The sequence below is a fragment of the Methylomarinum vadi genome (genome assembly GCF_000733935.1).
GTDB classification, from domain to species: domain Bacteria; phylum Pseudomonadota; class Gammaproteobacteria; order Methylococcales; family Methylomonadaceae; genus Methylomarinum; species Methylomarinum vadi.
Window position 1 is genome coordinate 1937095 of record NZ_JPON01000001.1, and the last position, 23760, is coordinate 1960854.

General features: G+C 53.5%; 20 protein-coding genes. 10 read left to right on the top strand and 10 right to left on the bottom strand.

Annotated features, from left to right (window positions below; translation table 11 throughout):
• Positions 1 to 257: 257 nt before the first annotated feature.
• From EP25_RS0109780 to EP25_RS0109790, 3 genes are read right to left on the bottom strand one after another with little or no spacing between them, the layout of a single operon-like run.
• Positions 258 to 701, bottom strand: a complete 444-nt coding sequence (locus tag EP25_RS0109780) for a universal stress protein (protein ID WP_031433700.1) — start codon at positions 699 to 701, stop codon at positions 258 to 260.
• Between the two features lie 8 nt (positions 702 to 709).
• Positions 710 to 1153, bottom strand: coding sequence for a ribonuclease HI (rnhA, locus tag EP25_RS0109785; RefSeq protein ID WP_031433701.1), 444 nt, complete (start codon positions 1151 to 1153; stop codon positions 710 to 712).
• Positions 1146 to 1868 (bottom strand): class I SAM-dependent methyltransferase, encoded by a 723-nt coding sequence (locus EP25_RS0109790; protein ID WP_031433702.1) that lies wholly within the window; start codon positions 1866 to 1868, stop codon positions 1146 to 1148. The genes rnhA and EP25_RS0109790 overlap by 8 nt, the downstream gene beginning before the upstream one ends.
• Positions 1869 to 2018: 150 nt before the next feature.
• On the opposite strand from EP25_RS0109790, the gene EP25_RS0109795 reads away from it, so the two are divergent.
• Positions 2019 to 3380: a LysM peptidoglycan-binding domain-containing protein gene (locus tag EP25_RS0109795; RefSeq protein ID WP_051906531.1), complete on the top strand. Its 1362-nt coding sequence runs from the start codon at positions 2019 to 2021 to the stop codon at positions 3378 to 3380.
• 16 nt (positions 3381 to 3396) lie between these two features.
• On the opposite strand, the gene EP25_RS21905 is transcribed toward EP25_RS0109795, so the two are convergent.
• The 6 genes from EP25_RS21905 to EP25_RS0109825 are packed head-to-tail and all read right to left on the bottom strand — an operon-like array spanning position 3397 to position 11240.
• The gene (locus EP25_RS21905) at positions 3397 to 4524 is read right to left on the bottom strand and encodes a right-handed parallel beta-helix repeat-containing protein (RefSeq protein ID WP_051906533.1); all 1128 of its coding nucleotides are present in this window, start codon (positions 4522 to 4524) and stop codon (positions 3397 to 3399) included.
• 37 nt (positions 4525 to 4561) lie between these two features.
• Positions 4562 to 5158: a DUF2780 domain-containing protein gene (locus tag EP25_RS0109805; protein WP_036300425.1), complete on the bottom strand. Its 597-nt coding sequence runs from the start codon at positions 5156 to 5158 to the stop codon at positions 4562 to 4564.
• Positions 5155 to 6762 (bottom strand): ABC transporter ATP-binding protein, encoded by a 1608-nt coding sequence (locus tag EP25_RS0109810; protein WP_031433706.1) that lies wholly within the window; start codon positions 6760 to 6762, stop codon positions 5155 to 5157. The genes EP25_RS0109805 and EP25_RS0109810 overlap by 4 nt, the downstream gene beginning before the upstream one ends.
• Positions 6755 to 8098: an ABC transporter permease gene (locus tag EP25_RS0109815; RefSeq protein WP_031433707.1), complete on the bottom strand. Its 1344-nt coding sequence runs from the start codon at positions 8096 to 8098 to the stop codon at positions 6755 to 6757. The genes EP25_RS0109810 and EP25_RS0109815 overlap by 8 nt, the downstream gene beginning before the upstream one ends.
• Positions 8098 to 9075, bottom strand: coding sequence for an ABC transporter permease (locus EP25_RS0109820; protein ID WP_031433708.1), 978 nt, complete (start codon positions 9073 to 9075; stop codon positions 8098 to 8100). The genes EP25_RS0109815 and EP25_RS0109820 overlap by 1 nt, the downstream gene beginning before the upstream one ends.
• Complete coding sequence (locus EP25_RS0109825) at positions 9072 to 11240, bottom strand: ABC transporter substrate-binding protein (RefSeq protein WP_235185876.1); 2169 nt, start codon at positions 11238 to 11240, stop codon at positions 9072 to 9074. Before EP25_RS0109825 ends, EP25_RS0109820 begins: the two co-directional genes overlap by 4 nt.
• Before the next feature lie 46 nt (positions 11241 to 11286).
• Between EP25_RS0109825 and EP25_RS0109830 the strand changes: the two genes are divergently transcribed.
• Both EP25_RS0109830 and EP25_RS0109835 read left to right on the top strand, forming a co-directional pair.
• Positions 11287 to 12069 carry an enoyl-ACP reductase FabI gene (locus tag EP25_RS0109830; RefSeq protein WP_031433710.1) on the top strand — a complete coding sequence of 261 codons (783 nt, stop codon included), beginning with the start codon at positions 11287 to 11289 and terminating at the stop codon, positions 12067 to 12069.
• A 506-nt stretch (positions 12070 to 12575) separates the two neighbouring features.
• Positions 12576 to 12767, top strand: coding sequence for a hypothetical protein (locus EP25_RS0109835; RefSeq protein WP_031433711.1), 192 nt, complete (start codon positions 12576 to 12578; stop codon positions 12765 to 12767).
• A gap of 129 nt (positions 12768 to 12896) precedes the next feature.
• Here EP25_RS0109835 and EP25_RS0109840 read toward each other — a convergent pair whose 3' ends face one another.
• Positions 12897 to 13571: a zinc ribbon domain-containing protein gene (locus EP25_RS0109840; protein WP_031433712.1), complete on the bottom strand. Its 675-nt coding sequence runs from the start codon at positions 13569 to 13571 to the stop codon at positions 12897 to 12899.
• Between the two features lie 233 nt (positions 13572 to 13804).
• On the opposite strand from EP25_RS0109840, the gene putA reads away from it, so the two are divergent.
• From putA to EP25_RS0109875, 7 genes are all read left to right on the top strand, one after another.
• Positions 13805 to 16903 carry a bifunctional proline dehydrogenase/L-glutamate gamma-semialdehyde dehydrogenase PutA gene (putA, locus tag EP25_RS0109845; protein WP_031433713.1) on the top strand — a complete coding sequence of 1033 codons (3099 nt, stop codon included), beginning with the start codon at positions 13805 to 13807 and terminating at the stop codon, positions 16901 to 16903.
• Positions 16904 to 17020: 117 nt separating this feature from the next.
• On the top strand, positions 17021 to 19189 hold the full coding sequence (locus EP25_RS0109850; RefSeq protein ID WP_051906535.1) for a transglycosylase SLT domain-containing protein: 2169 nt from the start codon (positions 17021 to 17023) through the stop codon (positions 19187 to 19189).
• A 140-nt stretch (positions 19190 to 19329) separates the two neighbouring features.
• Complete coding sequence (locus EP25_RS0109855; RefSeq protein WP_031433715.1) at positions 19330 to 19749, top strand: DUF2170 family protein; 420 nt, start codon at positions 19330 to 19332, stop codon at positions 19747 to 19749.
• A gap of 30 nt (positions 19750 to 19779) precedes the next feature.
• A complete protein-coding gene (locus tag EP25_RS0109860; RefSeq protein WP_031433716.1) occupies positions 19780 to 20472 on the top strand; it encodes a PspA/IM30 family protein in 693 nt (230 codons plus the stop codon).
• Positions 20473 to 20513: 41 nt separating this feature from the next.
• On the top strand, positions 20514 to 20891 hold the full coding sequence (locus tag EP25_RS0109865) for an REP-associated tyrosine transposase (protein ID WP_051906538.1): 378 nt from the start codon (positions 20514 to 20516) through the stop codon (positions 20889 to 20891).
• A gap of 164 nt (positions 20892 to 21055) precedes the next feature.
• On the top strand, positions 21056 to 21664 hold the full coding sequence (locus EP25_RS0109870; protein ID WP_031433718.1) for an OB-fold-containig protein: 609 nt from the start codon (positions 21056 to 21058) through the stop codon (positions 21662 to 21664).
• Positions 21665 to 21680: 16 nt separating this feature from the next.
• Complete coding sequence (locus EP25_RS0109875) at positions 21681 to 23723, top strand: SPFH domain-containing protein (protein ID WP_031433719.1); 2043 nt, start codon at positions 21681 to 21683, stop codon at positions 23721 to 23723.
• Positions 23724 to 23760: the final 37 nt, after the last annotated feature.

A 23760-nucleotide genomic window follows, 5' to 3' on the forward strand; every position in this document is an offset into this window, starting at 1 on the left:
AAATACGAATGCAACCGGCTTGTTTCGGTCGAATGGATATTATGCTGTTCGCACTTCGAATTTCGGCATTTATCCAAGACGGCAAAGGGGTTTTTAGCGGAGGTTTCGACAGCAGGGATGCTATCGTAAAGCCCCCAGCACCTAAATTAACGGAAAATAAATCGTAACCAATAGCCTATGGCGTTTAAGTGCTGGGTGAACGCCGTCCACTGATAGAGGCTCCTGTGCCGAAATTTCATTATCGATGAGTATATCGCTCAAGCATCCCGGATTCTCACCGCGACGACATCGCAATTGGCATGATGCAACACGGCATTGGCGGTCGAACCCAACAACACCTGCAATCCATGCCGGCCATGCGAGCCGACGACGATTAAATCCGCCTTTAATTTATCGGCCAGCGCTACGATTTCCTGTTTTGGATTTCCCCAGACTAACCAAGCATTTTCCTGATCGAGCTTAAACTCGTCGACAAGTTGCTTGAAGTTGGCCTTTTCGGTCTCCAACTCCGGATTTTCGCGCCTTTCAGTTAAGGCAATGGAAGTTCCGTAAGAGGTATCCGGCATAGCGATATTATCCAGCACATGCACGACACTCAGGCGCGCGCCGTGCTGCCTGGACAACATCAATGCTTTTTCGGCCAGCGCCCGCGCCTGTTCGCTAAAATCCAGCGCCAGTAGAATATGTCGATAGAGAGACATGGGTACCCTTATGCCGCCTGCAGGGCATCGATGCCCTTATTCGCCAAACGATCGGCTTTGTCATTACCGGGATCGCCGGAATGCCCTTTTACCCAAATCCATTCCACGTCATGCCGTTGCAAAGCGGCATCCAGACGACGCCATAACTCCTCGTTCTTGACCGGCTGTTTATTCGCGGTCTTCCAGCCGCGTTTTTTCCAGTTCGACATCCATTCGGTAATCCCTTGCAAGACATATTTGGAATCGGTATGCAATTTTATTTTGCAGGGCCGGTTCAGCGCCTCCAGCCCCTTGATGGCCGCCGTCAACTCCATCCGATTGTTGGTGGTTTGAGGATCGCCGCCGAATAATTCCTTGGTTTTACCTTTATATCGCAAAACCACGCCCCAACCGCCCGGACCGGGGTTGCCCCTGCATGCGCCGTCCGTATAGATTACGACCGATTCAGTCATCTGTCTCATCCTTCTTTAGTGAAAATTTCATGCCGTTGATTGCCGCGGCAAAACGCGACTTTTGCGTAATAGTGGAGCCCACCGGAATCAGCTTGTAACGCCGTTTCACCGCTTTTAAACCATAAGCTATGGCAAAAAGGGAGCGGAAATTAGGCTGAAAACCGCCCGTTCTGATCTTGAAGGTGTCGACATAAAACTCGGCCGTGGACAACACCTCGAAATTCATCAATTTCAGCCAGTCAACAACCCTGCTCCGGCTAATAAAATGGCTCACCCATGAATCGGCCAACTTTTTGTCCAACAAATATTGATACCGTACCGAAAAACTTAATGGATTGAAATTGAGGATAATGATTTCGCCCCCCGGTTTCAGCACTCGTTCGATTTCCCTGATCGTTCGAAAACGGTGCTTATCGAATTCCAGCATATGAGGCAGGATGATCAAATCCACCGATTCGGTCTGTATCGGCAGCGTATAGGCTTTGCCCTTGACCTGCAAAGCCTTGTCATTACCCAGCGCATCGAGGTCCAGGATGCAATAATTCCGATACAGGGAGCAATCGATAAAATCCTCTTCCCAGCCCAGGCCGCCAATTTGCAACTGTTGTTGCTTACAGCTGACGGTGATAGAGCGCTTTAAAAATTGCCCCTCCATCGTTTGCAATAGTTTCCCTCGTGGCGACTGATACAACGCAAACAGAAATTTTCTTTTCATTCAGATAACACTCAGAATTCTTGCAACCTAGGAGAATCAATGGAAAACAGGCTATAATTAAAGCATCTTAGCAACTGTAATGTGATTAGCTCAATAATGACAGGCTTTATTTCTCCGACTCGCTTCGTATTTCTTTCGTTCATTATATTAGTGAGCGGTTGCGCGCAACAATCCCCTTCGCATATCGCTATCAGTGAAATGCCGCCAACCCTGCAATCTCCTTACGAGCGATTGCACCCCGCTAAACCGGCCAAACGCTACGAGCCCGCAAACGATTTAGTGGCCGCCATCAAAAAAGCGCAACATGATACGGTTTGGGAGCGTCTAGTGGCACTCTATTCACTCCCCACCATCGACAACGAGCGAGTCGAAAGACAATTACAGTGGTATTTAAGCCATCCGGAATATATCGAACGTATCCAACAACGGGCCGAGCCTTATTTATATTTCATTCTGGACGAGGTGGAAGCGAAAAAAATCCCCGGAGAAATGGCGCTGTTGCCGGCGGTGGAAAGTGCGTTCAGGCCCACGGCTTATTCTTCCAGCCACGCGTCTGGCCTGTGGCAATTCATTCCGTCGACCGGGCGCTTATTCGGTCTGAAGCAAAACTGGTGGTACGACGGCCGCCGCGATATCATTGCCTCGACCCGGGCCGCTACCCGCTACTTAAAAGAGCTTAGCGAGGAATTCGATAACGATTGGCTTTTGGCGCTGGCTTCCTACAATGCCGGCAAGGGCAATATCCGCAAGGCCATCGATCACAACAAAGCGCAACAGCGAAACACCGACTACTGGTCATTGAATCTACGCCGGGAAACCATGGACTATGTCCCGCGCCTGTTGGCCATCGCCAAAATCTTTGCCGATCCGGACCAATACGACATCGCCTTGCACGATATTCCTAACCAACCCTATTTCGAGGTGGTGAATATCAAGTCCCAATTGGACCTGAGTAAAGCCGTGGAAATGGCGCAGACGCCGATCGACGATTTCCTGGTTCTGAATCCGGCCTTTAACCGTTGGAGCACCGATCCCGATGGCCCCCATCGTTTGCTGATTCCAGTGGACAAGGCCGACCAGTTCAAGCAAAAGCTGGACAGTTTGCCAGAAAAAGAGCGCATGAAATGGGTGCGTCACAAAATACAACCGGGCGAAAATCTCAGCATCATCGCCCAAAAACACAACTCCAGCATTCCCGCCATCAAAACCAGCAACCACCTGAGCAGCAATAGGATCAGGGCCGGCAAATATTTATTGATTCCGGTGTCGCAACGAGGGCTGAACAGCCGCCCCTTCTCTAAGAAGCAAAATAGCGGCCGGCTGGTTTACACGGTTAAAAAAGGCGATACGTTCTGGCAAATTGCCCGCAAATTCTCCGTCAGCAGCAAGGATCTCGCGCGTTGGAACCAGCTCTCTCTGAACAAACCCTTGTATCCGGGACAAAAGCTGATCATTAAACAAACAAGCGCAGCCGCAATCGCGGCCGGCCGTACATTGCCCTTGGGCGGTTAATCGATTCGGTATTTTTTCAAAACCCGCCCGCCGCGAAAGAACCTATTTTAAGCTTGCCCTGCCCGGTCCTCGGAATGGTTGAGCTGGGATGGCGATATTGAGAGTCGGGCAGCAAGGCTTCCGGTAACGACACGCCATTACCGGCATCCAGCGACGACAAGCATCCGATAACATGGGCGTCCGAACCGCCGCATAATGGCCATTGCCGATTACCAAGCGGGCGCGCCAGGCCAAAAGCCAATTTACCCTGCCCCATGACCAGATTATTCGCGATTAAGACGTTATGGCGGGTATGGTTATTGACGAAAAACCCGCCTTCCGGGTAGCGGTTGACGAAACTGTTATGGACGACCGCCAGCGACACCGGTTTCCCCGCGCAACCTTCGGCGCCATACGCTATCGCGCTATGATTGATGGAGCCTTCGCCTTGCAACAAAACATTACCGATGACCAGCGCGTCTCCGCAATTTGGCAGATCGATTGCATAGCTGGATTGCCCGTCCGCCCCATCGGATAGAAAATTGTAGAGAATCTCCGACCTCCTCGCCCGGCTTTTGACGTGATGGCCGCCGTCGGAGTGATGCACGTAATTGCCCCTAAAAATGAAATGCTCGACATCACCGACATAGACGCCATGGGCAAAGGTCCCCTTTCTATGCTGATAGGCGAATTCCGAATTCAATACCGACAGGGTACCGGCCAGCTTCCCCGTCAAGATGCCGAATTCGTTGTGGTGAAAATAACAATTCTCAACGGTCAGGTTACCGCCCTCGACCCTTAAACCGGCGCCGTTCAGGTCAGGGACGTGGGCTCCTGAAAATTCGATATTTTCGATCCGCATATTGTCGCCGGCGATGACCCAGATCGCCTTTCTATTGGCGATCTTGTATCGTTCGCCGATATGCAGGCGCGGCCGCTGGCCGACGCCGCGTATGGTTAAATTGTCGGTGCGCCAAACCGCCTCGTCGTTAAGATAGGTAGCGGATAATATCTCCACGACATCGCCGGAAACGACCCGGTTAACCAATTCGCTCGGCCGTTGAAAGCGCTCATTCGGCCCTACCCTATAGACCTTGCCGAATACCGCGGAAGAGCACAAAGGCAGCAGTAAAACCAAAGATACCAGCGTGTTCTTTACCCGCATGGCTTCACCACCAACGTCCGGTTGCGCCGAATAAAAATTAAGAACCGGTCAGGGCGATTTGCAACAGATTCGCCAATTCCGGCCCACTTTGCTGTTTGATATAGTCGACCACTATCGGCGTAAATTGGGAAATCATGCCTTGCGACAAATCCAATTGCTGAAACGCCGAAATCAACGACGCGGCACTGCCGACCGCGCTGTCCTTACCCACGACCGTGGCCAAGCCGCCGGCCAGACTATCGACCGAGGAGGGTTGCTGGGGCGCGGCCGCGAGCAGTGCATCCATGCCCGGCACGGCTTGCCGCACTTGCCCGAAGGCGCTATCCGTCATGCGCTGCTTGGCGACCTGAAACAGGGCACCGGCGCCGCCCTCGGCCTGCGCCTGGGAAACGCCGAGACGATTCATCAAAATGCCCGTCAGGCTCTGTTGCGCCGTCGGCAGGGATTGGGTCGCCGCGGCACCGGTCTGCACGGCCTGATTGACCTTATCGACCGTTTGCGCCCCTTGCTGCACGGTCTCCGCCGCTTCCTCCGTGCCCGTCAAGAAATCCAGCCAGCCCGCTTGAGCGGACGCGCTCATGACCAAAGCGACGGTGAACGACGAACAAAACAATAACGATGATTTGATTTTCATGATTGACTCCTACTGAGACGAGGTACCGCGTTTAACAATTTTTGTGTGTATTCGTGGGCAGGCCGCGTCAGCACCTGCTCCACTCCGCCCTGTTCGACGATCTTCCCTTGATACATGACGGCGACTTCATCGGCGATTTCGGCCACGACTGCCAAGTCGTGGGTGATGAACAAATAACTCAATCCCTGCTGTCGCTGCAGCGACTTCAAGAGTTCGATAATCTGCGCCTGCACCGACACATCCAATGCGCTGGTGGGCTCGTCGCAAACGATCAGTTCCGGCTCCACCGCCAACGCCCGGGCGATGCAAATCCGTTGCCGCTGTCCACCGGAAAACTCGTGCGGATAGCGCAACGCCGAATCCTCCGGCAAATCGACCTGACGCAGCAGCATAGCGACCCGTTCCTGACTTTCCGCTGAACCGATGCGCGGATGCAATGCCCTGATACCCTCGGCGATGATATCGCCGACCAGCATGCGCGGATTCATCGACGCGAACGGGTCCTGGAAAATGATTTGCATCGCCGCCCGTTGCCGGCGCAACGCTTCGCCCCGCAAGGCGGTCAAATCTTTGCCGTTGAACGTCACCTGCCCGGCCATGGTCGGCGTCAGGTTCAACAACGCCTTGCCCAGCGTGGTTTTGCCGCACCCCGACTCGCCCACCAGCGCCAACGTCTTGCCTTTTTGCAGTTGAAAACTGACGCCGTCGACGGCTCTGACGTGATCGACCACCCGTTTGAACACACCCTTTCTGATCGGATAATAAACCTTGAAATCCGTCACTTGCAATAAAGCTTTTCCTTCATGCGCTTTCTTGCCGCGGCAACTGTCCATATCCGGCAGCGCATCCAGCAATCTCAGGCTGTAAGGATGATTGGCCTGTTGAAAGAATATCTGCGTCGCGGCCGTTTCCACGATCCGGCCGTTTTGCATCACGGCGATACGGTCGGCCATGCTCGCGACCAGTGCCAAGTCATGACTGATCAGCCACAGCGCCATACCGTTGCGGCGTTGAATATTCTTCAATAAATCCAGTATCTGCTGCTGTATCGTCACATCCAGCGCCGTGGTCGGTTCGTCGGCGATCAACAAATCGGGTTGGCCGGCCAGGGCTATCGCAATCATCACCCGTTGCCGCTGGCCGCCGGATAATTGATGGGGATATTCGTTGACGCGACGCTGAGGTTCCGGTATCTCCACCTGTTCCAACAAGCGCAGGACGCGGGCCCGGATTTCCTTCTTCCGATAATTAAAATGTATCCTCATCACTTCGGCAATCTGCTCGCCGACGGTCATGACCGGATTCAACGACGACATCGGGTCCTGAAAAATCAAGGCGATGCGCTTGCCGCGGACCTGGCAGAATTCGATTTCCGGTATCGACAACAGGTTCTCGTCCTGCAAGTTGATCGACGAGGCATGCAGGCGCGCGCCATTGGGCAACAGCCGCAACACCGACAGGGCGGTTATCGATTTGCCGGAGCCTGATTCGCCGACCAATGCGAAGGTCTCCCCTTGGTTGATAGTAAAACTGACCTGGTCGACAACGACATTCTGTTTGAACGATACGCTAAGATCGTTCACGCTCAGCACCGGCTCAGCCATGTTCGGCCCTCCGTGGATCGAAAGCGTTACGAACCGCATCGGCAAACAAATTGGCGGCCAACACCAGGGTAAACATGAATAAAAACGCCGCCAGCAACGACCACCAGACCACCGGATCACGCGCCATTTCCAGACGCGCGCCGTTAATCATGTTGCCCCAACTGTAGGTGGTCGGATCGACCCCGATATTGATATAAGACAGTACCGCCTCCGCCAGCACCAATGAACTGAAATCCAGCACCACCGAAATCAATACGATATGCATGACATTGGGCAGGATATGGCGAAACAGTATCATCGTCCGAGTCACGCCCAGCGCCTGGGCCGCCTGCACATATTCCATCTCGCGCAGCTTCAGCGTTTCCGCTCGTAGCATCCGGCATAAACCGGTCCAGTTGGTGACGCCGAGAATCATGCACAAGAACAGCAAACGCATGTCGGCGCGCAACAACAGACTATTGAACTGTTCCGGATGGTTGGCCATATAGACCTGCACCATCAATATCGATGCCGCGATCAATAGCACGCTGGGAATCGAGTTCAAGGTGGTATAGACGTATTGGATGACATCGTCGACCCAACCGCGAAAATACCCGGCCATGATGCCGAACAAGATCGCCAGGGGCAGCATGATCATGGTCGTCAACGTGCCGATCACCAGGCCGGTGCGGATGCTTTTGATCGCCTGGTAAAACACATCCTCGCCGACCTTATCGGTACCCAGAACATGGTAAAAAGCCGACAAATAAACCAAGGTATAAAAGCTCGTCACTATGATGAACAATGTCGCCAACACCGCCTTAGTGGTTCCGTGCACCCATAAATGGCGATGCCGGTCCTTGTAGAAACTCCATAGCAACAATAGAAAAAACAACATCAGCGCCGCTCCCTTGCTGAAGCCGATAAATGCCTTCAAAGCGATATCGCCGGCCAATTGCTCTTCCGGCCGGTCCAAATGGGCCCCGCCGTATTTCAATCGAGGATAACCCCAAAATTTGCTGCCGTCGGCCATCATGATGTTTTCTTTACTATATTGATAAGCCGAAAACGGAGCGGAATAGGTTTTTTCGCTGTTTTCCTGTATCGGCCTGGCGAGATAATCCAGCACGCTGATGACATCGTTAAGATGGCTGCCCTCATCCTTGAAATGAATCGAATCGAGCAAACCGATTAACAAAAAAAACAGCAATACGACCAGCGATACCATACCGCTTTTACTGTGGGCGATTTTCTTCAACGGTCTGCGCATATGCGGTTTGCGGCCCATATAGGCCACCATGCCCGACAATGTCAGAACCAGGAGGAACAATAATGCGTCGGTCCATAGCACAATCATTACGACAACCTGACTCGCGGATCAACAAGGGTATAGGAAATGTCAGTCAACAGCAGCCCTAGTATATAGAGGGCGGAACCGAGGAAAACCATGGAGCGGACAATCGCGAAATCCTGCCGGTTGATCGCATCGATCGTATAGCTGCCCAAACCCGGTATGCTGAAAAACGACTCCATGATCAGACTGCCCATAAACAGCAAGGGCAGAATCACGACAACGCCGGTCAGAATGGGAATCATCGCATTGTTGAGCACATGCTTGAACAATACCCGCGGCTCGCTCAACCCCTTCGCCCGCGCGGTACGCACGTAGTCCTTTTCCACTTCCTCGAGAAACAGCGTGCGATACCAGCGCGCACCGGAACCGATGCCGGCGATAACGCTGATCAGCACCGGCAATATCAGAAACTTGATCGCCTCCAGACCGGTATCGTAACCGGAGATCGGCACCAGTTTCAGCAGCTTACCGATCAGGAATTGACCGCCGATGATATAAAACAGGGAGGATATCGACATCAGGATCACGCACAACACGATACTGCCGAATTCCAAATAAGTACTGCGGAACAACACCATCAGCAAGGCAACGGTAATATTGACCATCAACCCCACCAGCAACGACGGTATGGCCAGAGCCAAACTGGGCCACATGCGCTGGCCGATATCGGCACCGATATTGCGGCCGCTGTCGGAGATGCCGAAATCGAATAAAAACAGCCCCACCGATTTACGGTAAAAAATGGTGTCGGTGATCCTTTCCAGGCCGCTTTTCGCATCATTCCACAGCAACGGCCGGTCGTAACCGTGTTGGTGCTTCCAGTTTTGTACCGCTTGCTCGGTAACATGTTTCTGCCCCAATTGCATCCGCGCCATGTCGTCGGGACTGTTGACGACGAAGAACAGCACGAAGGTCAACACGTTGACCCCTAACAACAACGGCACGGCATAAAGGCATCGCCGGATAATGTAATGAATCATTGCAGACGCTCCCGTAAGCGGCGGCGGTAAGCGACCAGCGCGGGGAAGATCAACGACACGATCACTACCGCCACGATGATCAGAGGGCCGAATTCGGCATGATTCCACTGTTTCCTTTTCTGCAATCTTTCCTCCGCGTCGATGCGGGTGTATTTCAATCGATTATTGGCCATGAGGTTGGGTTTAATGTTCTTATACCAGCTGTGATAAAGCGCGAAATCCTTGGGATACAATCCGAATACCCAGGGCGCGTCATGGCGCAGTATTTCCTGCATTTTCTGAATGATGCGATAACGAACCGGGCCATCGTCCATATTGCGCATTTTTTCGAACAATCGGTCGTATTTATCGTTGTGGTAATTGACCGCATTTTCCCCGCCATGTTTCACCTTGCCGTTCGGACCATACAATAAAAAGAAAAAATTCTCCGGATCGGGATAATCGGCGTTCCATCCCCACAGGAACAATTGGCCGTCGCCGTTACGCATCTTCTCCTGAAAACGGTTGTAGTCGGTTGCCCTGATAATCAACTTAATACCCAATTTCTCGAATTGTTTTCTGAACCAGTTCATGCGGGGGCGGTCGTCGACGCTGACCGAGGTCGTGTCGAAATACAACACCAGTGCCTCGCCGGTTTGCGGATCGACTCCCATCGGATAACCGGCTTCCTCCATCAATTGCCGCGCTACGATAATCCCCTTGCGTTTAGCCTGGCCTTCGACCCATTCATAGACATAGGGATTCATACCCGCTTGACCGGATTCATAGCCGTAAATACCCGGAGGCAATACGCCTTGAGCCGCCAGGCCGCGGCCATTCATGAAAATGGCGATATATTCCTCGTAATCGATGGCGATGGAGATGGCCAGTCGTAACTTGCGCGCCCGTTCGGAATCTCCGCCGATCACTTGGTCGAGCATGTTGAATCCCATGTAAAATATCGATGTCGTCACCGCCGTTTGCAATTGAATGCCTTTTTTCAACATGGCCGGCGTCAGTTTCGCATCGCTGCCGCCGGTAAACTGAACGGCCTGGTCGAAACTATCCGATGAAATCCCGGAGGCATCGTAGTAGCCTTGCAAGAACTTGTTCCAATACGGGATCGTTTCCTTTTCCAGCATGAACATGACTTTTTCGATAAAAGGCAGTTTTTTGCCGGCATCGTCCAACAATCCGCTATCTTTATCGAATTCCTCGCCTTCGGCAGGGTAAAACTCATCATGGAAATTGGGGTTTCTGCGCAGCACCATGCGCCGGTTGGGATTGTTTTCCTCTAGAAAATACGGTCCGGTCCCGATCGGATACCAATCGAGCGTGATATTTTTTTTCTTCAACCCGGACTGTTGATAAAACACATCGGCTTCCCAGGGCATCGGCGCAAAAAAAGGCATCGCCAGCCAAAACCTGAACTGCGGATATTTGCCCTTGATTCGGACTTTGTAGCGATAACGGTCCAACGCTTCGACGCCGCTAATCGGATAATTCTTCAAGTCCACCAAACCAACTTGGGCAACCTGGCGGGAAAATTCGGCAAACCCCTCGATGTGCTGCTTCATGATTTCGGCAATGGGCGACTGCACCTTGGGATGAGCCAGGCGTTTAATCTGATAAACATAGTCTTCCGCCGTCAATTCCCTGCTAGCATGGATTGAAAAATCGCTAAGCTTTTCGATCCGGGCGATTTGCGTGTTGGTGAGATCATGGTACAGGTATCGCCCTTCTTCATTTTGGCTGAATGCGGGGTGGGGTTGGTACATGATACCGGGCGAAATTTCTATGACATAATCGCTGTAGGCGATATCGGCAGCGGAAAACCCCTTCGCAAGTCGCCTTCCCCGTTGATCGTAATAGTAAATTCGCGGCATGCTCTTCGCCGTCAATGGCACCAATTGATAAGGCCTTTTCAAGTAGTGATATTGATAAGGCGGTTCGTAAATCTGAGCAATAAAGCTGTATTCGTTAGAACTGTAGGCCTTGGCGGGGTCCAAATGCTTGGGCCTTTCGGAAAAATATGAATACAAGATATTAGCGCTTTCATCTTTTTCCCGGTAGGGATTATTCAACTGCGATAGATTGCAACCGTAGACTAGCGTTGCCAAGACGACAAAAACCGAGATTCTGCTGATTTTCACTGACAAAATACTGGACATCATTAATGGGGTCATAGATACTGGCGCCTATTCTAAACAATAAATTCTATGGGAGATACTAATGGGTTTTATGCAGGGCAAACGTGTCTTGATAGTCGGCTTGGCCAGTAATCGTTCCATCGCCTGGGGCATCGCCCAAGCCATGCATCGTGAAGGCGCCGAATTGGCGTTTACCTTCCAAAACGAGAAACTGCAAAGCCGCGTCGAAGAGATGGCCGCAGAATGCGATTCCAACATTACTGTCGAACTGGATGTCAGCAGCGATGAACAAATCGCCAATGTCTTCGCCGAACTGAGCAATCACTGGGACGGCCTGGATTGTATCGTCCATTCGGTCGCTTTTGCTCCGCGCGATGCGCTGGACGGCGATTATGTCGACGCGACCACCCGTGAGAATTTTGCCACCGCCCACGACATCAGCTCATATAGTTTCACCGCGTTGGCCAAAGCCGGGCGGGAAATGATGAAAGGCCGTAATGGCTCTTTGCTGACCTTGAGCTATCTGGGCGCGGAAAGAGCGATACCCAATTACAATGTCATGGGGGTCGCCAAGGCCAGCCTGGAAGCCAATGTCCGTTACATGGCCGCCGCGTTGGGACCGGAAGGTATTCGCGTCAACGCGGTCTCGGCCGGCCCGATCAGAACGCTGGCCGCTTCCGGCATCAACAACTTCAAGTCCATGCTGAGCAAAGCGGCCGACACCGCCCCATTGAGAAGAAATGTCTCCATCGACGAAGTCGGCAACGTCGCGGCCTTTCTCTGCTCCGACTTGGCCTCCGGCGTGACCGGCGAGATCACTTATGTCGATTGCGGCTACAACATCGCCGGATTGGCGGCGGGTTAATCTCGAAAAATCATGCCCTAAAGCGACGAATTATTCGTTATACCCTCCCTTTCATCTTATTGAGGCAGTCTCTAGTAATTCAAAATTTGGCTATTTTGATGTGTGTAAGTTATTGAAAATGTAGAACAGCCAAATTCGCATAACGTTATTTCTAGAGGCTGCCTTGAAATATTCGCTGACTAGAATGTCACACGCGCGGAACTCCATTTCAGCGACGAGGTCTTACCGACGGCGGCTTTCATAGCTGCCGTTTTATTGTAGGGAACAAGCAAATGTTCTCGATTAAGGGAGCTGACTTCCACTCCGATCGTCGATTCATTGCGCAACTGGTGCAGGCGTAATCTGGCTATCGGCTTGAGATCTTGACGAATTCCGTTAAAAGGCTCACAGATTAAGGTTAATCAGACCGCCTAACTCCAGCGGAATAGTGCTTGTTACACCCGGTTCGCAGAAATTTCATACCTAAATCATTATGCTTTTATTTATCACTTTCAAGGAGAACAAAAATGAATAATTTGGCAATCGCAAGAATGACATTCATAGAAATGCTTAACGAGGAATTCCTGTCCAATACTGGGTACGGTGCCTATGCCTATCTATCGACATGTGATGGCGTGAATTTATTCGAGCGTTTTATCGAGCAATCCGAACCGGCGGATGTCTTCATTAAAGCATTTTTCAAACGGTACTACGGTTAAACTTGCGTAAGTTTTTCTCCCCAAAATCGCCCGAAATCCTGCTCGAACCGCTTATTGTGTTGATTGCAGCGGTCCGAGCACTCAATCCTCTTAACAGCCTTCATAGACATGTAAGAGCCCGGCACTCTTTCAAGAATGAAATTGAGTTTTTGCTCCGCAGTATTGACAATAGTTTTGCCCGGCCGCTATTTCTTTGCCGCATGCGCTGCAACTTAGCGTTTCGGGGCGTTTATGCCCGCACCGGCTACAATAATTGGCATCCTTGGACATTTCGGCGCCGCAATGCTTGCAGGTCATATGTCGATCTGGCTGCCTAAACAATAACCTGGCGAAAGACACGGTCTTACCGGCCGCATCGACAAGATACCCCGCATTCCGGTGTGCCACCCATACCAGCCAAACGCTGACAGAAACTATCAGTACAACAGCCACACTATAGTAGACTGTCCTGCCGGTTGTTCCGACGAAAGGATCGATGAGTCGCCAAAGTAAAGCCTGTCCGAGGATGGCGATAATGAGTATGGCAATTGGCTCTGCTGTCGCTTTGAAAAAAGCAAAGACCCCGCCTTTATCGGGCATTGCCTCTCCCGCATAGCGAACAAAATAGAAAAACAAAACCAGCGCGGCCGCTTCGCTACACAACCGCACGACTTCCCCAGCCATTAAAGCTTTGAACAATTCAAGCTGGCTCATCACCGGCACCAATGCGATTAAATGGCCAAGCAGCAATACCGATAGCATCGCAATAAGCCATTGCGCCGCGCGATAACATTTATTGCTTGTTTGATCGGCCAATGAATTCATGACGGCCTCCCCTCTTTAGCGAAAGACACAGGCATGATGCGCCCGCAAAATTATTATTGCAACAATAGTAAAGCGCTTAATCAATGCCTCAGCATTTGAAGGTTATCGAATCCGATTTTTTCGAGTTGTTGGAACAAAAATAGTGAGCACTAGGAATTCAATGCAAAAATAACCCTGAACTTTATTCATTTTACTCTTGCCGAAGAGATGACAGGCTCGCCAGGAGAATGCCCATGCACTCAGAAAAACTGACTGCGCTACGCCATGCCATCAATACCTCTTATCTTGCCGAGGAAACAGCCGTCAGCGAACGTTTGGCCTCCAATCTAGTCTTTTACCGTCCCGCCGATGTCGGTATCGCTGCCGGGAAGCTAGTCACGGCGATAAGATCCAACAAAGACCAGAAATCGCTGCTCGACAGCTTTCTGCATGAATACCGGCTCGATTCTGCCGAAGGCGTGGTCTTGATGAGTATCGCCGAGGCCCTGCTGCGCATCCCCGACCGAGAAACCCAGGACCTGTTACTGCAGGACAAGTTAACGGCGAACTTGTGGGAAGAGAGCGACGACAACCCTCATTCACTGTTGATCAGTCTCTCCCATCATGCCCTGCAATTGGCGGGCGCAGTCGAACAGCAATTGACCAATCCCGGCAAAGTTTATCGTCACGTATTATCTCGTCTGGGCGCGCCATTGATCCGAAATGCCGTAAAACGCGCCATGCAGCTGATGGCCTACCAGTTCGTCATCGCCGAAAGAATCGACAGCGCCCTGGCGCACTGCGACGAACGTTATCGCTACTCCTTCGACATGCTCGGCGAGGCGGCCATTACGGCGGACCATGCGGAACGCTACTTTGCAGCTTATCGCGCCGCCATCGAAACCTTGGCCGAAAAAGCCCGACACGACGACATCTTTGCCAACCCGGGCATCTCGGTCAAACTGTCCGCGCTGTATCCCCGTTACGAACCGTTGCAACATCGGCAGGCCGAACCGCGGCTGAGCGAACGATTGCTGGAATTGGCCCGCTTGGCCCGGACCGCCAATATAGGCTTGACGCTGGACGCGGAGGAATCGGAACGGCTGGACATGTCGCTGAATATCTTTCAGGCCCTGTTTATCCATCCGGAACTACAAGGCTGGCACGGTCTCGGCCTGGCCGTGCAAGCCTATCAAAAAAGGGCTTATCCGCTGATCGAATGGTTGGCGGCGCTGGCCGAATCGGAACGTAAGCGGATTCCGCTGCGGCTGGTCAAGGGCGCTTACTGGGACAGCGAGATCAAACGCGCTCAGGAAAACGGACTCAGCGGTTATCCCGTGTTCTCCCACAAGTCGGCCACCGATATTTCCTATCTGGCCTGCGCCGAACTCATTTTGCGCCACGGCGACGCGTTCTATCCCCAATTCGCGACCCATAATGCCCATACCGTATGCGCCATTCGCCAACTGGCTGGCGCTCGGGAATTCGAATTCCAGCGCCTGCACGGCATGGGAGAAAGCCTGTATCGCCAATTAATGGAGACCGAACAGCGTCCGCTTCACTGCCGTATTTACGCACCGGTCGGCAACTACCGCGATTTATTGCCATATCTGGTCAGGCGGCTATTGGAAAACGGCGCCAACACGTCGTTCATCAACCAGATCGAAAATCCGCACATTCCTATAGAATCCATTATCCGCGACCCGGTCGCGGTGTATAACAGCCGCTCGCCAGAGAAACCCGAAATCGCCTTACCCAGCGCCATGTTCGGCGAACAACGCCTGAATTCGGCCGGTTTGAATCTGGCCGACCCAAGGCAATTACGAGTCATCGAACAGGAACTGGCAAAGCTGACCGAACGCCCATGGCAAGCCGCGCCGTTGGTGAACGGCGAGGAACGGGCCGGCAACGACTATACCGCGTACAGTCCGACCGATCGCCATAGCACGCTGGGAGACGTCACCGAGGCAACTCGGGAATCGATACAGGCCGCCCTGGATTCAGCCGCCGCCGCTTTTCCCCGCTGGCGTTCGACGCCGGTCGAGGAGCGCGCCCTGGCCCTGCAAAAGACGGCCGAGCTATTGGAAAACCACCGTCTGGAACTGGTTTCGTTATGCGTCCGCGAGGGAGGCCGCACGATCAAGGATGCCTTGAACGAAGTCCGCGAGGCGGTCGATTTTTGCCGTTATTATGCCGCCATGGCCCTCGAATGCTTCGGCCGGCCGGCGCAATTGCCTGGTCCGACTGGCGAAAAGAACGTGTTACTGTGCCAAGGCCGCGGCGTTTTCGCCTGCATCAGCCCGTGGAATTTTCCGCTCGCCATTTTCATCGGCCAGATCACGGCGGCATTGGCCGCCGGCAACTGCGTCATCGCCAAGCCGGCCCAACAAACCCCGTTGACCGCCATGCTCTGTATCCGCCTGCTGCAGCGCGCCGGCGTTCCTGCCGATGTATTGCATTTTCTGCCCGGCGAGGGCGCGGCGATCGGCTCCGTTCTGCTCGGCGATCCGCGCATCGTTGGCGTGGCGTTTACCGGTTCGACGGCCACGGCCGCAATCATCAACCGGCAATTGGCCAAGGACAATCCCGCCATCGTGCCATTGATCGCCGAAACCGGCGGCCAGAATGTCATGATCGCCGACAGTTCGGCCCATTGCGAACAATTGGTGCAGGATGCCGTCGTTTCCGCCTTCAACAGCGCCGGTCAACGCTGTTCCGCGCTGCGCGTGTTATATGTGCAACAGGATATCGCCGACAGGGTCGTCGACATGCTCAGCGGGGCGATGCAACAACTCAGAATCGGCGATCCCAACGATTATGCTACCGACATAGGCCCGGTCATCGACCGGCAAGCGGCCGATCGACTCGAACAGCACGTCGCACGCATGCGTAGGGAAGCCAAGATTTTGTTACAAATTGACTTGCCTGATTCCTGTACCAAAGGCAGTTTTTTTCCGCCGACGCTGATTGAGTTGTCCTCGCTGAAACAGCTCCACGAGGAGGTATTCGGCCCGATACTGCATATCATCCGCTTTCGTTCGAGAGAACTGGAACGGATCGTCGAGGATGTCAACCGATGCGGTTATGGCCTGACCTTGGGCATACAAAGCCGGATCCAGCGAACCATCGACACGATTCAAACTCGGGCGCGGGTCGGCAACATCTACGTCAACCGCAACATGATCGGCGCCGTGGTCGGCGTACAACCCTTCGGCGGCATGGGGCTGTCCGGCACGGGACCGAAAGGCGGCGGCCCCCATTATCTGCAGCGTTTCGCCGTGGAACAGACCGTCACGGTCAATAGCGCAGCCCTGGGCGGCAATGTCAGTTTGTTATCGCGCCATTTATTTTGAATTAAGCGAATTGCTAACGCGCAGAAAACTTAGCGCCGATTCCGACTATGTTTCATACTTGCCATAGTCGAAACCAGAGAGACGACAATATCCACTAGGCTCAAGCCCACTACGCCCATGCCCATAAACAACATCAACCCTAAACTTTGCCGCCTGCTCGCTACGGTCATATTATTATTGGCCGGGCAATTGCTTCAGGCGAAAACCATCAAGGTCCCGTTGCAAGCCGATTTTCCATTGCTCAGGCAATTGTTGGTCAACCAATTGTTCAATAACGACACGCAATCGACGGAATTATTGCACGACCCCAGCGGTTGTAGCGAAATCGTTCTGTCCGATCCGCGATTGAGCGAAACGGACCGGCATTTACGCATCGACAGCCGTCTTCACGCGCGTTTGGCGGTCAACATGCTGAATCGTTGCATGCCGCTGATGACCTGGGATGGCTATGCCAGAGTCATCAGCGATCCGGTGATCAAGGCCGACAATCCCAGGATGGTGTATTTGCAAGTCATCGACAGCCATCTGCTCAGTACGGACAATGAAATACTGACTTCCGGCCCCTTATGGGACCGGGCCAGAGAACATATCCATCCCCTGTTCAATCGATTCCGCCTCGACTTGACCTCGTCGCTCGATGAACTGCAACGCTTCATTCCCTTGTTCTTGCCCAAGCATTCGCAAGAACAAATACAAGCCATGCTGTCCTCGCTGCAGTTATCCGATATCCAGGTTATGGCCGATGGCATACACGGCGACCTGAATTTCACTATCGAAACTATCGCGCTGCCGGAACGTCCCGAACGACCGCTAACGGAGCAGGAACAATTACTATGGCAACAAAAATGGCAAAGTATGGACGCTTTATTGACCCATGCCATCAAACACTATGCGGCCGCCACCGAACTCGCGGAACTCCGACAAACCTTGTTCGATATCCTCCTGGATGCCCGTTATCGCCTGGTGACGGCGCTCGCCCAGGAACAAGGAGAAGATCCCGTCAGACACTGGTTCATCCAAAGCTGGGCGCAACTGATTCCGGTACTCCATCAGATCAGCGCCGAAAACCCGCGCCATGCAACCCTAGGTTTGTTGACGCTGATCACCGCCAGCGACGCCCTGCAAACGCTGGACAAGCTAGGCCCCACTTTCGGGCTGGATATTTCGATGGACGGTTTGCGCCGTTTGGCCAGACTGTTGAATGAAACGCCCGGCATCGATCCGTTGCAATACGACGAAACGCTCGATCCGGAATTAATGCGCTTGTTTCGATTTCCACCCGCTAACGCTGACAACGACAGCCATTACCGCATCAATCTCTGGCCCATCCGGGAAGCGCTTGCGGCAGTCGACCGCCCCCTGGCGGAATGGGTTGCCAAGCCCGGCGAACTAAGGCCTTATCTGAATAAAATCAAGAAATTATTACTCGCCAGCGCCGAACGCGAACTGCGCCAGGCGCAATTAACCGGTGCCCAACAAGATATTTTCAGAAAACTGGTCATGACGACCGCCTGGCAGGAGAGCTGCTGGCGCCAATATGTCGTCGAAAACGACAAGATCGTGCCGCTGCGCTCTTCCACCGGCGACACCGGCATCATGCAGGTCAACGAGCGGGTCTGGCGGGGATTCGTCGACGTACACAAATTACGCTGGGAAGTCGCCTACAATATCCAGTCCGGCAGTCGCATTCTGCTTAATTACCTGACCCGCTACGCATTGAAACAAGGCGAGCACAAGCATCGCGGCGGCCTGGACAATCTGGCCCGGGCTTCCTATTCCGCCTATAACGGCGGACCGGGACAAGTCCGACGCTATCGCAGCAACAAAGCCCCCAAGGCACAAAGAATCATCGACCAGTCCTTCCATAAAAAATATCAGTCGGTAAAACAGGGCAAGGAACTCGCTGTCGCCGAATGCCTGGGCGGCAAAGGAGCGCACCTCCTTCTCGCTCAAGAGCGAAAAAAAACTGCGTCCCCCTCTCTTAAACATTCTCGCCCTAAAGCCAAACAACTGATTCACCGCGAAAGCTGGATAAAGCGTCAGAACAAGAATCACTTTACGCTGCAATTGGCTGTTTTCAGCTCCTATAAAGCGGCCAAATCATTTATAAGCCAGCAAAAAATTCCCGGCAATTATGCAATTTATCGTCAACCCGGAAAAGCGCAATACGCCATTATTTACGGCCGCTATTCGAACCGGCAAAAAGCAAGCAAGGAAGGCCGGCTGTTCAAATCAAGCAAACCCTGGATAAGGCGCATCGGGGATATTCAAGTCGCATTGGAATAGACAATTGCCGACACAGCAGGTCACCACAAGACCGCAAAGAGTCTATGCTTATAGGTAACGGCACAAAACCCCATATTATGTCTTGACATAATATGGGGCTTGTCCTATGCTTACCTCAACCTTGGAAAGAAGGAGCCATCATGAAGACTCTCATCACGCTGGACCAGCTTGCCGATGCTTTGCACGGAACTAACATCGCCGATGACTTGAGCCTGTCGACACAGATCATCGACGGCGAGGCGCCAGTATTGCAGATCTTGATAGAAAGCCGAGAGGAATTTCCTATCTACGTGACGATCGACGACAGCCAAATCCTTTGCGTCAGTTATCTATGGAAGGATCAGGAAGTCATCGCCGAGAAACGCGGCGAATTATTGGATACGTTATTAACGCTGAATCTTCCGATGCCGCTCTCCTCTTTTTCCAAGCTGGGCAACCAGTACATCATTTTCGGCGCGCTGAACGTCAATTCGGACATCGCCGACATCGTCCATGAAATCGAGGCGCTGAGCCAAAACACCCTCGACGCGCTGGAACTGCTGGTCGACTACCTGAAATAAATCGCAACGACAATCCCACGGAGTATCGATATGAACATATTGACCAAACTGATCACCGCCTTGCGTGGCGTCGGCAACGAGGCCGGCGAGGCCATCATCGACAGCCAGGGCATCCGCATCATGGAGCAGGAAATCCGCGATGCCCGCGAAAGCCTCGACTACGCCAAGGAAAACCTGACCGAGGTTCTGGCCGAACAAATGGCCGCCAAGCGGGAAGTGAAAAGACTGGATCAAGACATCGCCGAACATGAAGACTACGCGACCCAGGCACTGGATAAAAACGACGAGGCCTTGGCGCTGGAGATCTCCGGCAAAATCGCCGAGTTGACCAACCAACACGAAGCGCAAAGCGCGATGCTGGAAAACTACACGGCGCAGATCTCTTCACTGAAACAAACCATCGCTCAAACCGACCGCAACATCCAGGCCATCGAGCGGGAATTGGCCATCGTCAAGACCACCGACAGCGTGCAAAAAGCCAACGCCGCGATCGCCGCCAAGTTTTCCGGCACCGACTCCGCCCTGCGCTCGGCCACCGAATCGCTGGAACGCATCAAGGCCAAGCAACAAAAACGCAACGACCGCATGCAGGCCGCCTTCGATCTGCAACAGGAAGAGCAAGGCGGAGACTTGCAAAGCAAACTGCAACAAGCCGGCATCGTCACCGCAGACGCTTCGGCCGACAGTATTTTGGCTAAACTGAAAGCCAAGCGCAGTTCGTAAGATGCGGTGAGGTACGAACCGCATCGATCAAGAAACAAAGAATGACCGAATATCGCCGATTTAAACATCCGGGAACGATTTGGTTTTTCACGGTCAATTTAGCCGAACGACATAATAATCGACTCCTAGTTAACCGTTTCAATTTGCTGCGCGAGTCCTTCTTATATGTGAAAAACAAACGCCCCTATCAAATAAATGCGGTGGTGATATTGCCAGAACATTCACATTGCGTTCTGACGTTACCGGAAGGCGATAACGACTTTTCCTGCCGCTGGGGATTAATCAAGGCTTATTTTTCCCGTCATATCGAAAAATGCGAAACAATCTCGAAAAGCCGGGAAAAGCGCGGCGAACGAGGAATATATCCAATGAATTGGGGAGATGGTGTCGATGTTTCCGACATCGCGGCAGGTGAATGACTTGATCGATGCGGTTCCTGGCGTCACCGCATCCTACCTGCCCAAATGCATAACAAAACCCGTAGGATGTGCTGAACAAAGTGAAGCGCATCGTTCGCGATTGATGCGCTTCGTGTCCTCAGCGCATCTTACATATTACCTCATCCGACTAAAGAGCAACCACCATGGATTCCGTACTGGAACATATCGTTAGCTTTCCGACCGTGGTCTACACGGTGCCGTTGACCGTCTGCCTGATATTCTGGATCGTCGGAATCATCGGCTTGTTCGATCCCGACTTTCTCGATGTCGACATCGACGCCGATACCGGCTTCCCCGGCCTGCTGGCCACCTTCGGCCTGGCCGGCGTGCCGATCACGCTTTCCTTGAGCCTGCTATTCTTCTTCGCCTGGGCGCTGTGCCTGAGCGGCGTAACCTGGCTGCTGCCGTTGCTGCCGATCGGTTTCATCCTGCAACTGGCGGGTATTGCCGTTCTCCTGCTCAGCTTTGTATTGGCGGTAATCATCACCGGCAAGATCACCCGGCCGTTGAGCCGCTTGTTCGTCACCCACGAGGCGCGCAGCAACCGTTCTCTGTTGGGGCAATCTTGTGTCGTTACATCGCAGACGGTCAGCGAGGATTTCGGCCAAGCTAGAGTAGAAGACGGCGGCGCCAGCCTGGTCATCTCGGTGCGCAGCGATGGCGAAGACATGCTGAAGCATGGCGACAAGGCCCTGATCTACGACTACGAAGCCGAACAAAACGTCTACTATATTTCTAAACTGGATCAATAACTCTGGAGTCAATCCCATGGAAACCGTTCTATTTATAGCCGGCGTACTGGCGGCCATCATCATCGGCGCGCTGATCGTGTTCGCGTCGATGTACCGCAAGGTCGACCAGGGCCGGGCGATGATCGTCAACACCCTGCGCGCCGAACCGAAAGTCACCTTCACCGGCAGCCTGGTGATCCCGGTGCTGCACCGCGCCGAGAAGATGGATATTTCGCTGAAAACCATCGAAATCAACCGCCGCGGCGGCGAGGGACTGATCTGTAAGGACAATATCCGTGCCGACATCGTCGTATCGTTCTTCGTCCGCGTCAACAAGACCCGCGAGGACGTGTTGAAAGTCGCCCAGGCCATCGGCTGCGACCGCGCTTCCGACCAGGCCACCGTCGAGGAATTGTTCAACGCCAAATTTTCCGAGGCCTTGAAAGCGGTCGGCAAGCAAATGGAGTTCGAGGACTTGTACCGCGAACGCAACCATTTCCGCGACGAAATCATCCGCATCATCGGCCAGGACCTGAACGGTTATGTGCTGGAAGACGCCGCGATCGATTTTCTCGAGCAAACGCCGATGAACCAGCTCGACGAAAACAACATCCTCGACGCCCAGGGTATCCGCAAGATCACTGCGTTGACCACGGAACAGCACGTGCATACCAACGAGCTGAAACGCGACGAGCAGATGAAGATCAAGAAAAAGGATGTCGAAACCCAGGAAATGATCCTCGAACTCGAGCGCCAGCAGGCCGACGCCGAAGCCAGACAGCGACGAGAAATCGAGTCGGTGCAGGCCCGCGAACAGGCCGAGGCCGACAAGATCAAGGCCGAGGAACACACCAAGGCCGAACAGGCACGCATCGCCTCCGAGCAAATCATCGGCATCGACGACGAAAACAAGCAACGCGAGATCGAGGTCGCACGGAAAAACCGCGAACGAGCGATCACGATCGAAACGGAAAAAGTCGAGCGGGTCCGCCAATTGGAAGTGATCGACCGCGAGAAGGAAGTCGAACTGCAGCGTATCGCCAAGGAAAAAGCGCTGGAGGAACAAAAGAAGGAAATCGCCGACGTCATCCGCAGCCGCATCGCCGTGGAAAAACATGTCGCCGAGGAAGAAGAACGCATCAAGGAATTGCGCGAAGTCTCGGAAGCCGACAGACAACGCCAGGCTACCGTCATCACCGCCGAGGCCGAGGCGCAGGAAAGCCTGGTCAAACGGGTCAAGGCCGCCGAAGCCTCGGAGCAAAGCGCGCAATTTAAGGCCAAGGAAACCCTGGTGCTAGCCGATGCCGAGTTCGCCGCCGCCGAAAAACAGGCGCAAGCGAAAATCCGCCTGGCCGAAGGCATCCAGGCCGAACAGGCCGCGCAAGGCCTGGCCGAGGCCAAGGTGCTGCGCGAGCGCATGAGCGCCCAAGCCGAAGGCGACGAGGAGCAAGGCATGGCGCAAGTGCGAATCAAGGACGCCGATGCCGACTCGGAGGAAAAACAAGCGATGGTGGCGGTCAAGATCAAGGTCGCCGAGGCCGAGGCGATCGAACGCCGCGGCGCAGCCGAGGCCGAAGCAATTCGTCTGCACTTCAAGGCCGAGGCCGACGGCTTGCAGGAAAAATTCGCGGCGATGGCCAGCATGGACGAGAAAACCCGCAGCCACGAGGAATTCAGGCTGCAGATGGACAACAGCCACAACGAAACGATGGCGGCGATCGAGGCCGGCCGCGAGGCGGCGAATCTGAACGCCGAAATCTTCGCCGCAGCGGTCAAAGAGGCCAATATCGACATCGTCGGCGGCGACGGCGAGTTCTTCGATCGCTATATGCGCGCCCTGGCGGTCGGCAAATCGATAGACGGCGCCGTCAGCAAGAGCGAGTTGCTGCAAACAACCTTGGGCGAGCACCTGAGCGGCAAGCAAAACCTGATCGAGGACTTCAAGGAAATCGCCCAAAACATCGGCGCCGACGGCCTGCAAAACCTGACCGTATCGGCCTTCCTCGGTAAGCTGATGACTCAGGGCAGCGCCGAAGACAAGGCCAAGGTGCGCGCCTTGTTGGAATCGCTGTCCAAATAAGACGCCATCCCCGGCGGACATCGTCCCGTCCGCCGGT

Excerpts from the sequence above, each read along its gene's own strand:
- EP25_RS0109780 (WP_031433700.1), bottom strand. The coding sequence starts at position 701 with ATGTCTCTCTATCGACATATTCTACTGGCGCTGGATTTTAGCGAACAG.
- rnhA (WP_031433701.1), bottom strand. The coding sequence starts at position 1,153 with ATGACTGAATCGGTCGTAATCTATACGGACGGCGCATGCAGGGGCAAC.
- EP25_RS0109790 (WP_031433702.1), bottom strand. The coding sequence starts at position 1,868 with ATGAAAAGAAAATTTCTGTTTGCGTTGTATCAGTCGCCACGAGGGAAA.
- EP25_RS21905 (WP_051906533.1), bottom strand. The coding sequence starts at position 4,524 with ATGCGGGTAAAGAACACGCTGGTATCTTTGGTTTTACTGCTGCCTTTG.
- EP25_RS0109805 (WP_036300425.1), bottom strand. The coding sequence starts at position 5,158 with ATGAAAATCAAATCATCGTTATTGTTTTGTTCGTCGTTCACCGTCGCT.
- EP25_RS0109810 (WP_031433706.1), bottom strand. The coding sequence starts at position 6,762 with ATGGCTGAGCCGGTGCTGAGCGTGAACGATCTTAGCGTATCGTTCAAA.
- EP25_RS0109815 (WP_031433707.1), bottom strand. The coding sequence starts at position 8,098 with ATGATTGTGCTATGGACCGACGCATTATTGTTCCTCCTGGTTCTGACA.
- EP25_RS0109820 (WP_031433708.1), bottom strand. The coding sequence starts at position 9,075 with ATGATTCATTACATTATCCGGCGATGCCTTTATGCCGTGCCGTTGTTG.
- EP25_RS0109825 (WP_235185876.1), bottom strand. The coding sequence starts at position 11,240 with ATGACCCCATTAATGATGTCCAGTATTTTGTCAGTGAAAATCAGCAGA.
- EP25_RS0109830 (WP_031433710.1), top strand. The coding sequence starts at position 11,287 with ATGGGTTTTATGCAGGGCAAACGTGTCTTGATAGTCGGCTTGGCCAGT.
- EP25_RS0109835 (WP_031433711.1), top strand. The coding sequence starts at position 12,576 with ATGAATAATTTGGCAATCGCAAGAATGACATTCATAGAAATGCTTAAC.
- EP25_RS0109840 (WP_031433712.1), bottom strand. The coding sequence starts at position 13,571 with ATGAATTCATTGGCCGATCAAACAAGCAATAAATGTTATCGCGCGGCG.
- putA (WP_031433713.1), top strand. The coding sequence starts at position 13,805 with ATGCACTCAGAAAAACTGACTGCGCTACGCCATGCCATCAATACCTCT.
- EP25_RS0109850 (WP_051906535.1), top strand. The coding sequence starts at position 17,021 with ATGCCCATAAACAACATCAACCCTAAACTTTGCCGCCTGCTCGCTACG.
- EP25_RS0109855 (WP_031433715.1), top strand. The coding sequence starts at position 19,330 with ATGAAGACTCTCATCACGCTGGACCAGCTTGCCGATGCTTTGCACGGA.
- EP25_RS0109860 (WP_031433716.1), top strand. The coding sequence starts at position 19,780 with ATGAACATATTGACCAAACTGATCACCGCCTTGCGTGGCGTCGGCAAC.
- EP25_RS0109865 (WP_051906538.1), top strand. The coding sequence starts at position 20,514 with ATGACCGAATATCGCCGATTTAAACATCCGGGAACGATTTGGTTTTTC.
- EP25_RS0109870 (WP_031433718.1), top strand. The coding sequence starts at position 21,056 with ATGGATTCCGTACTGGAACATATCGTTAGCTTTCCGACCGTGGTCTAC.
- EP25_RS0109875 (WP_031433719.1), top strand. The coding sequence starts at position 21,681 with ATGGAAACCGTTCTATTTATAGCCGGCGTACTGGCGGCCATCATCATC.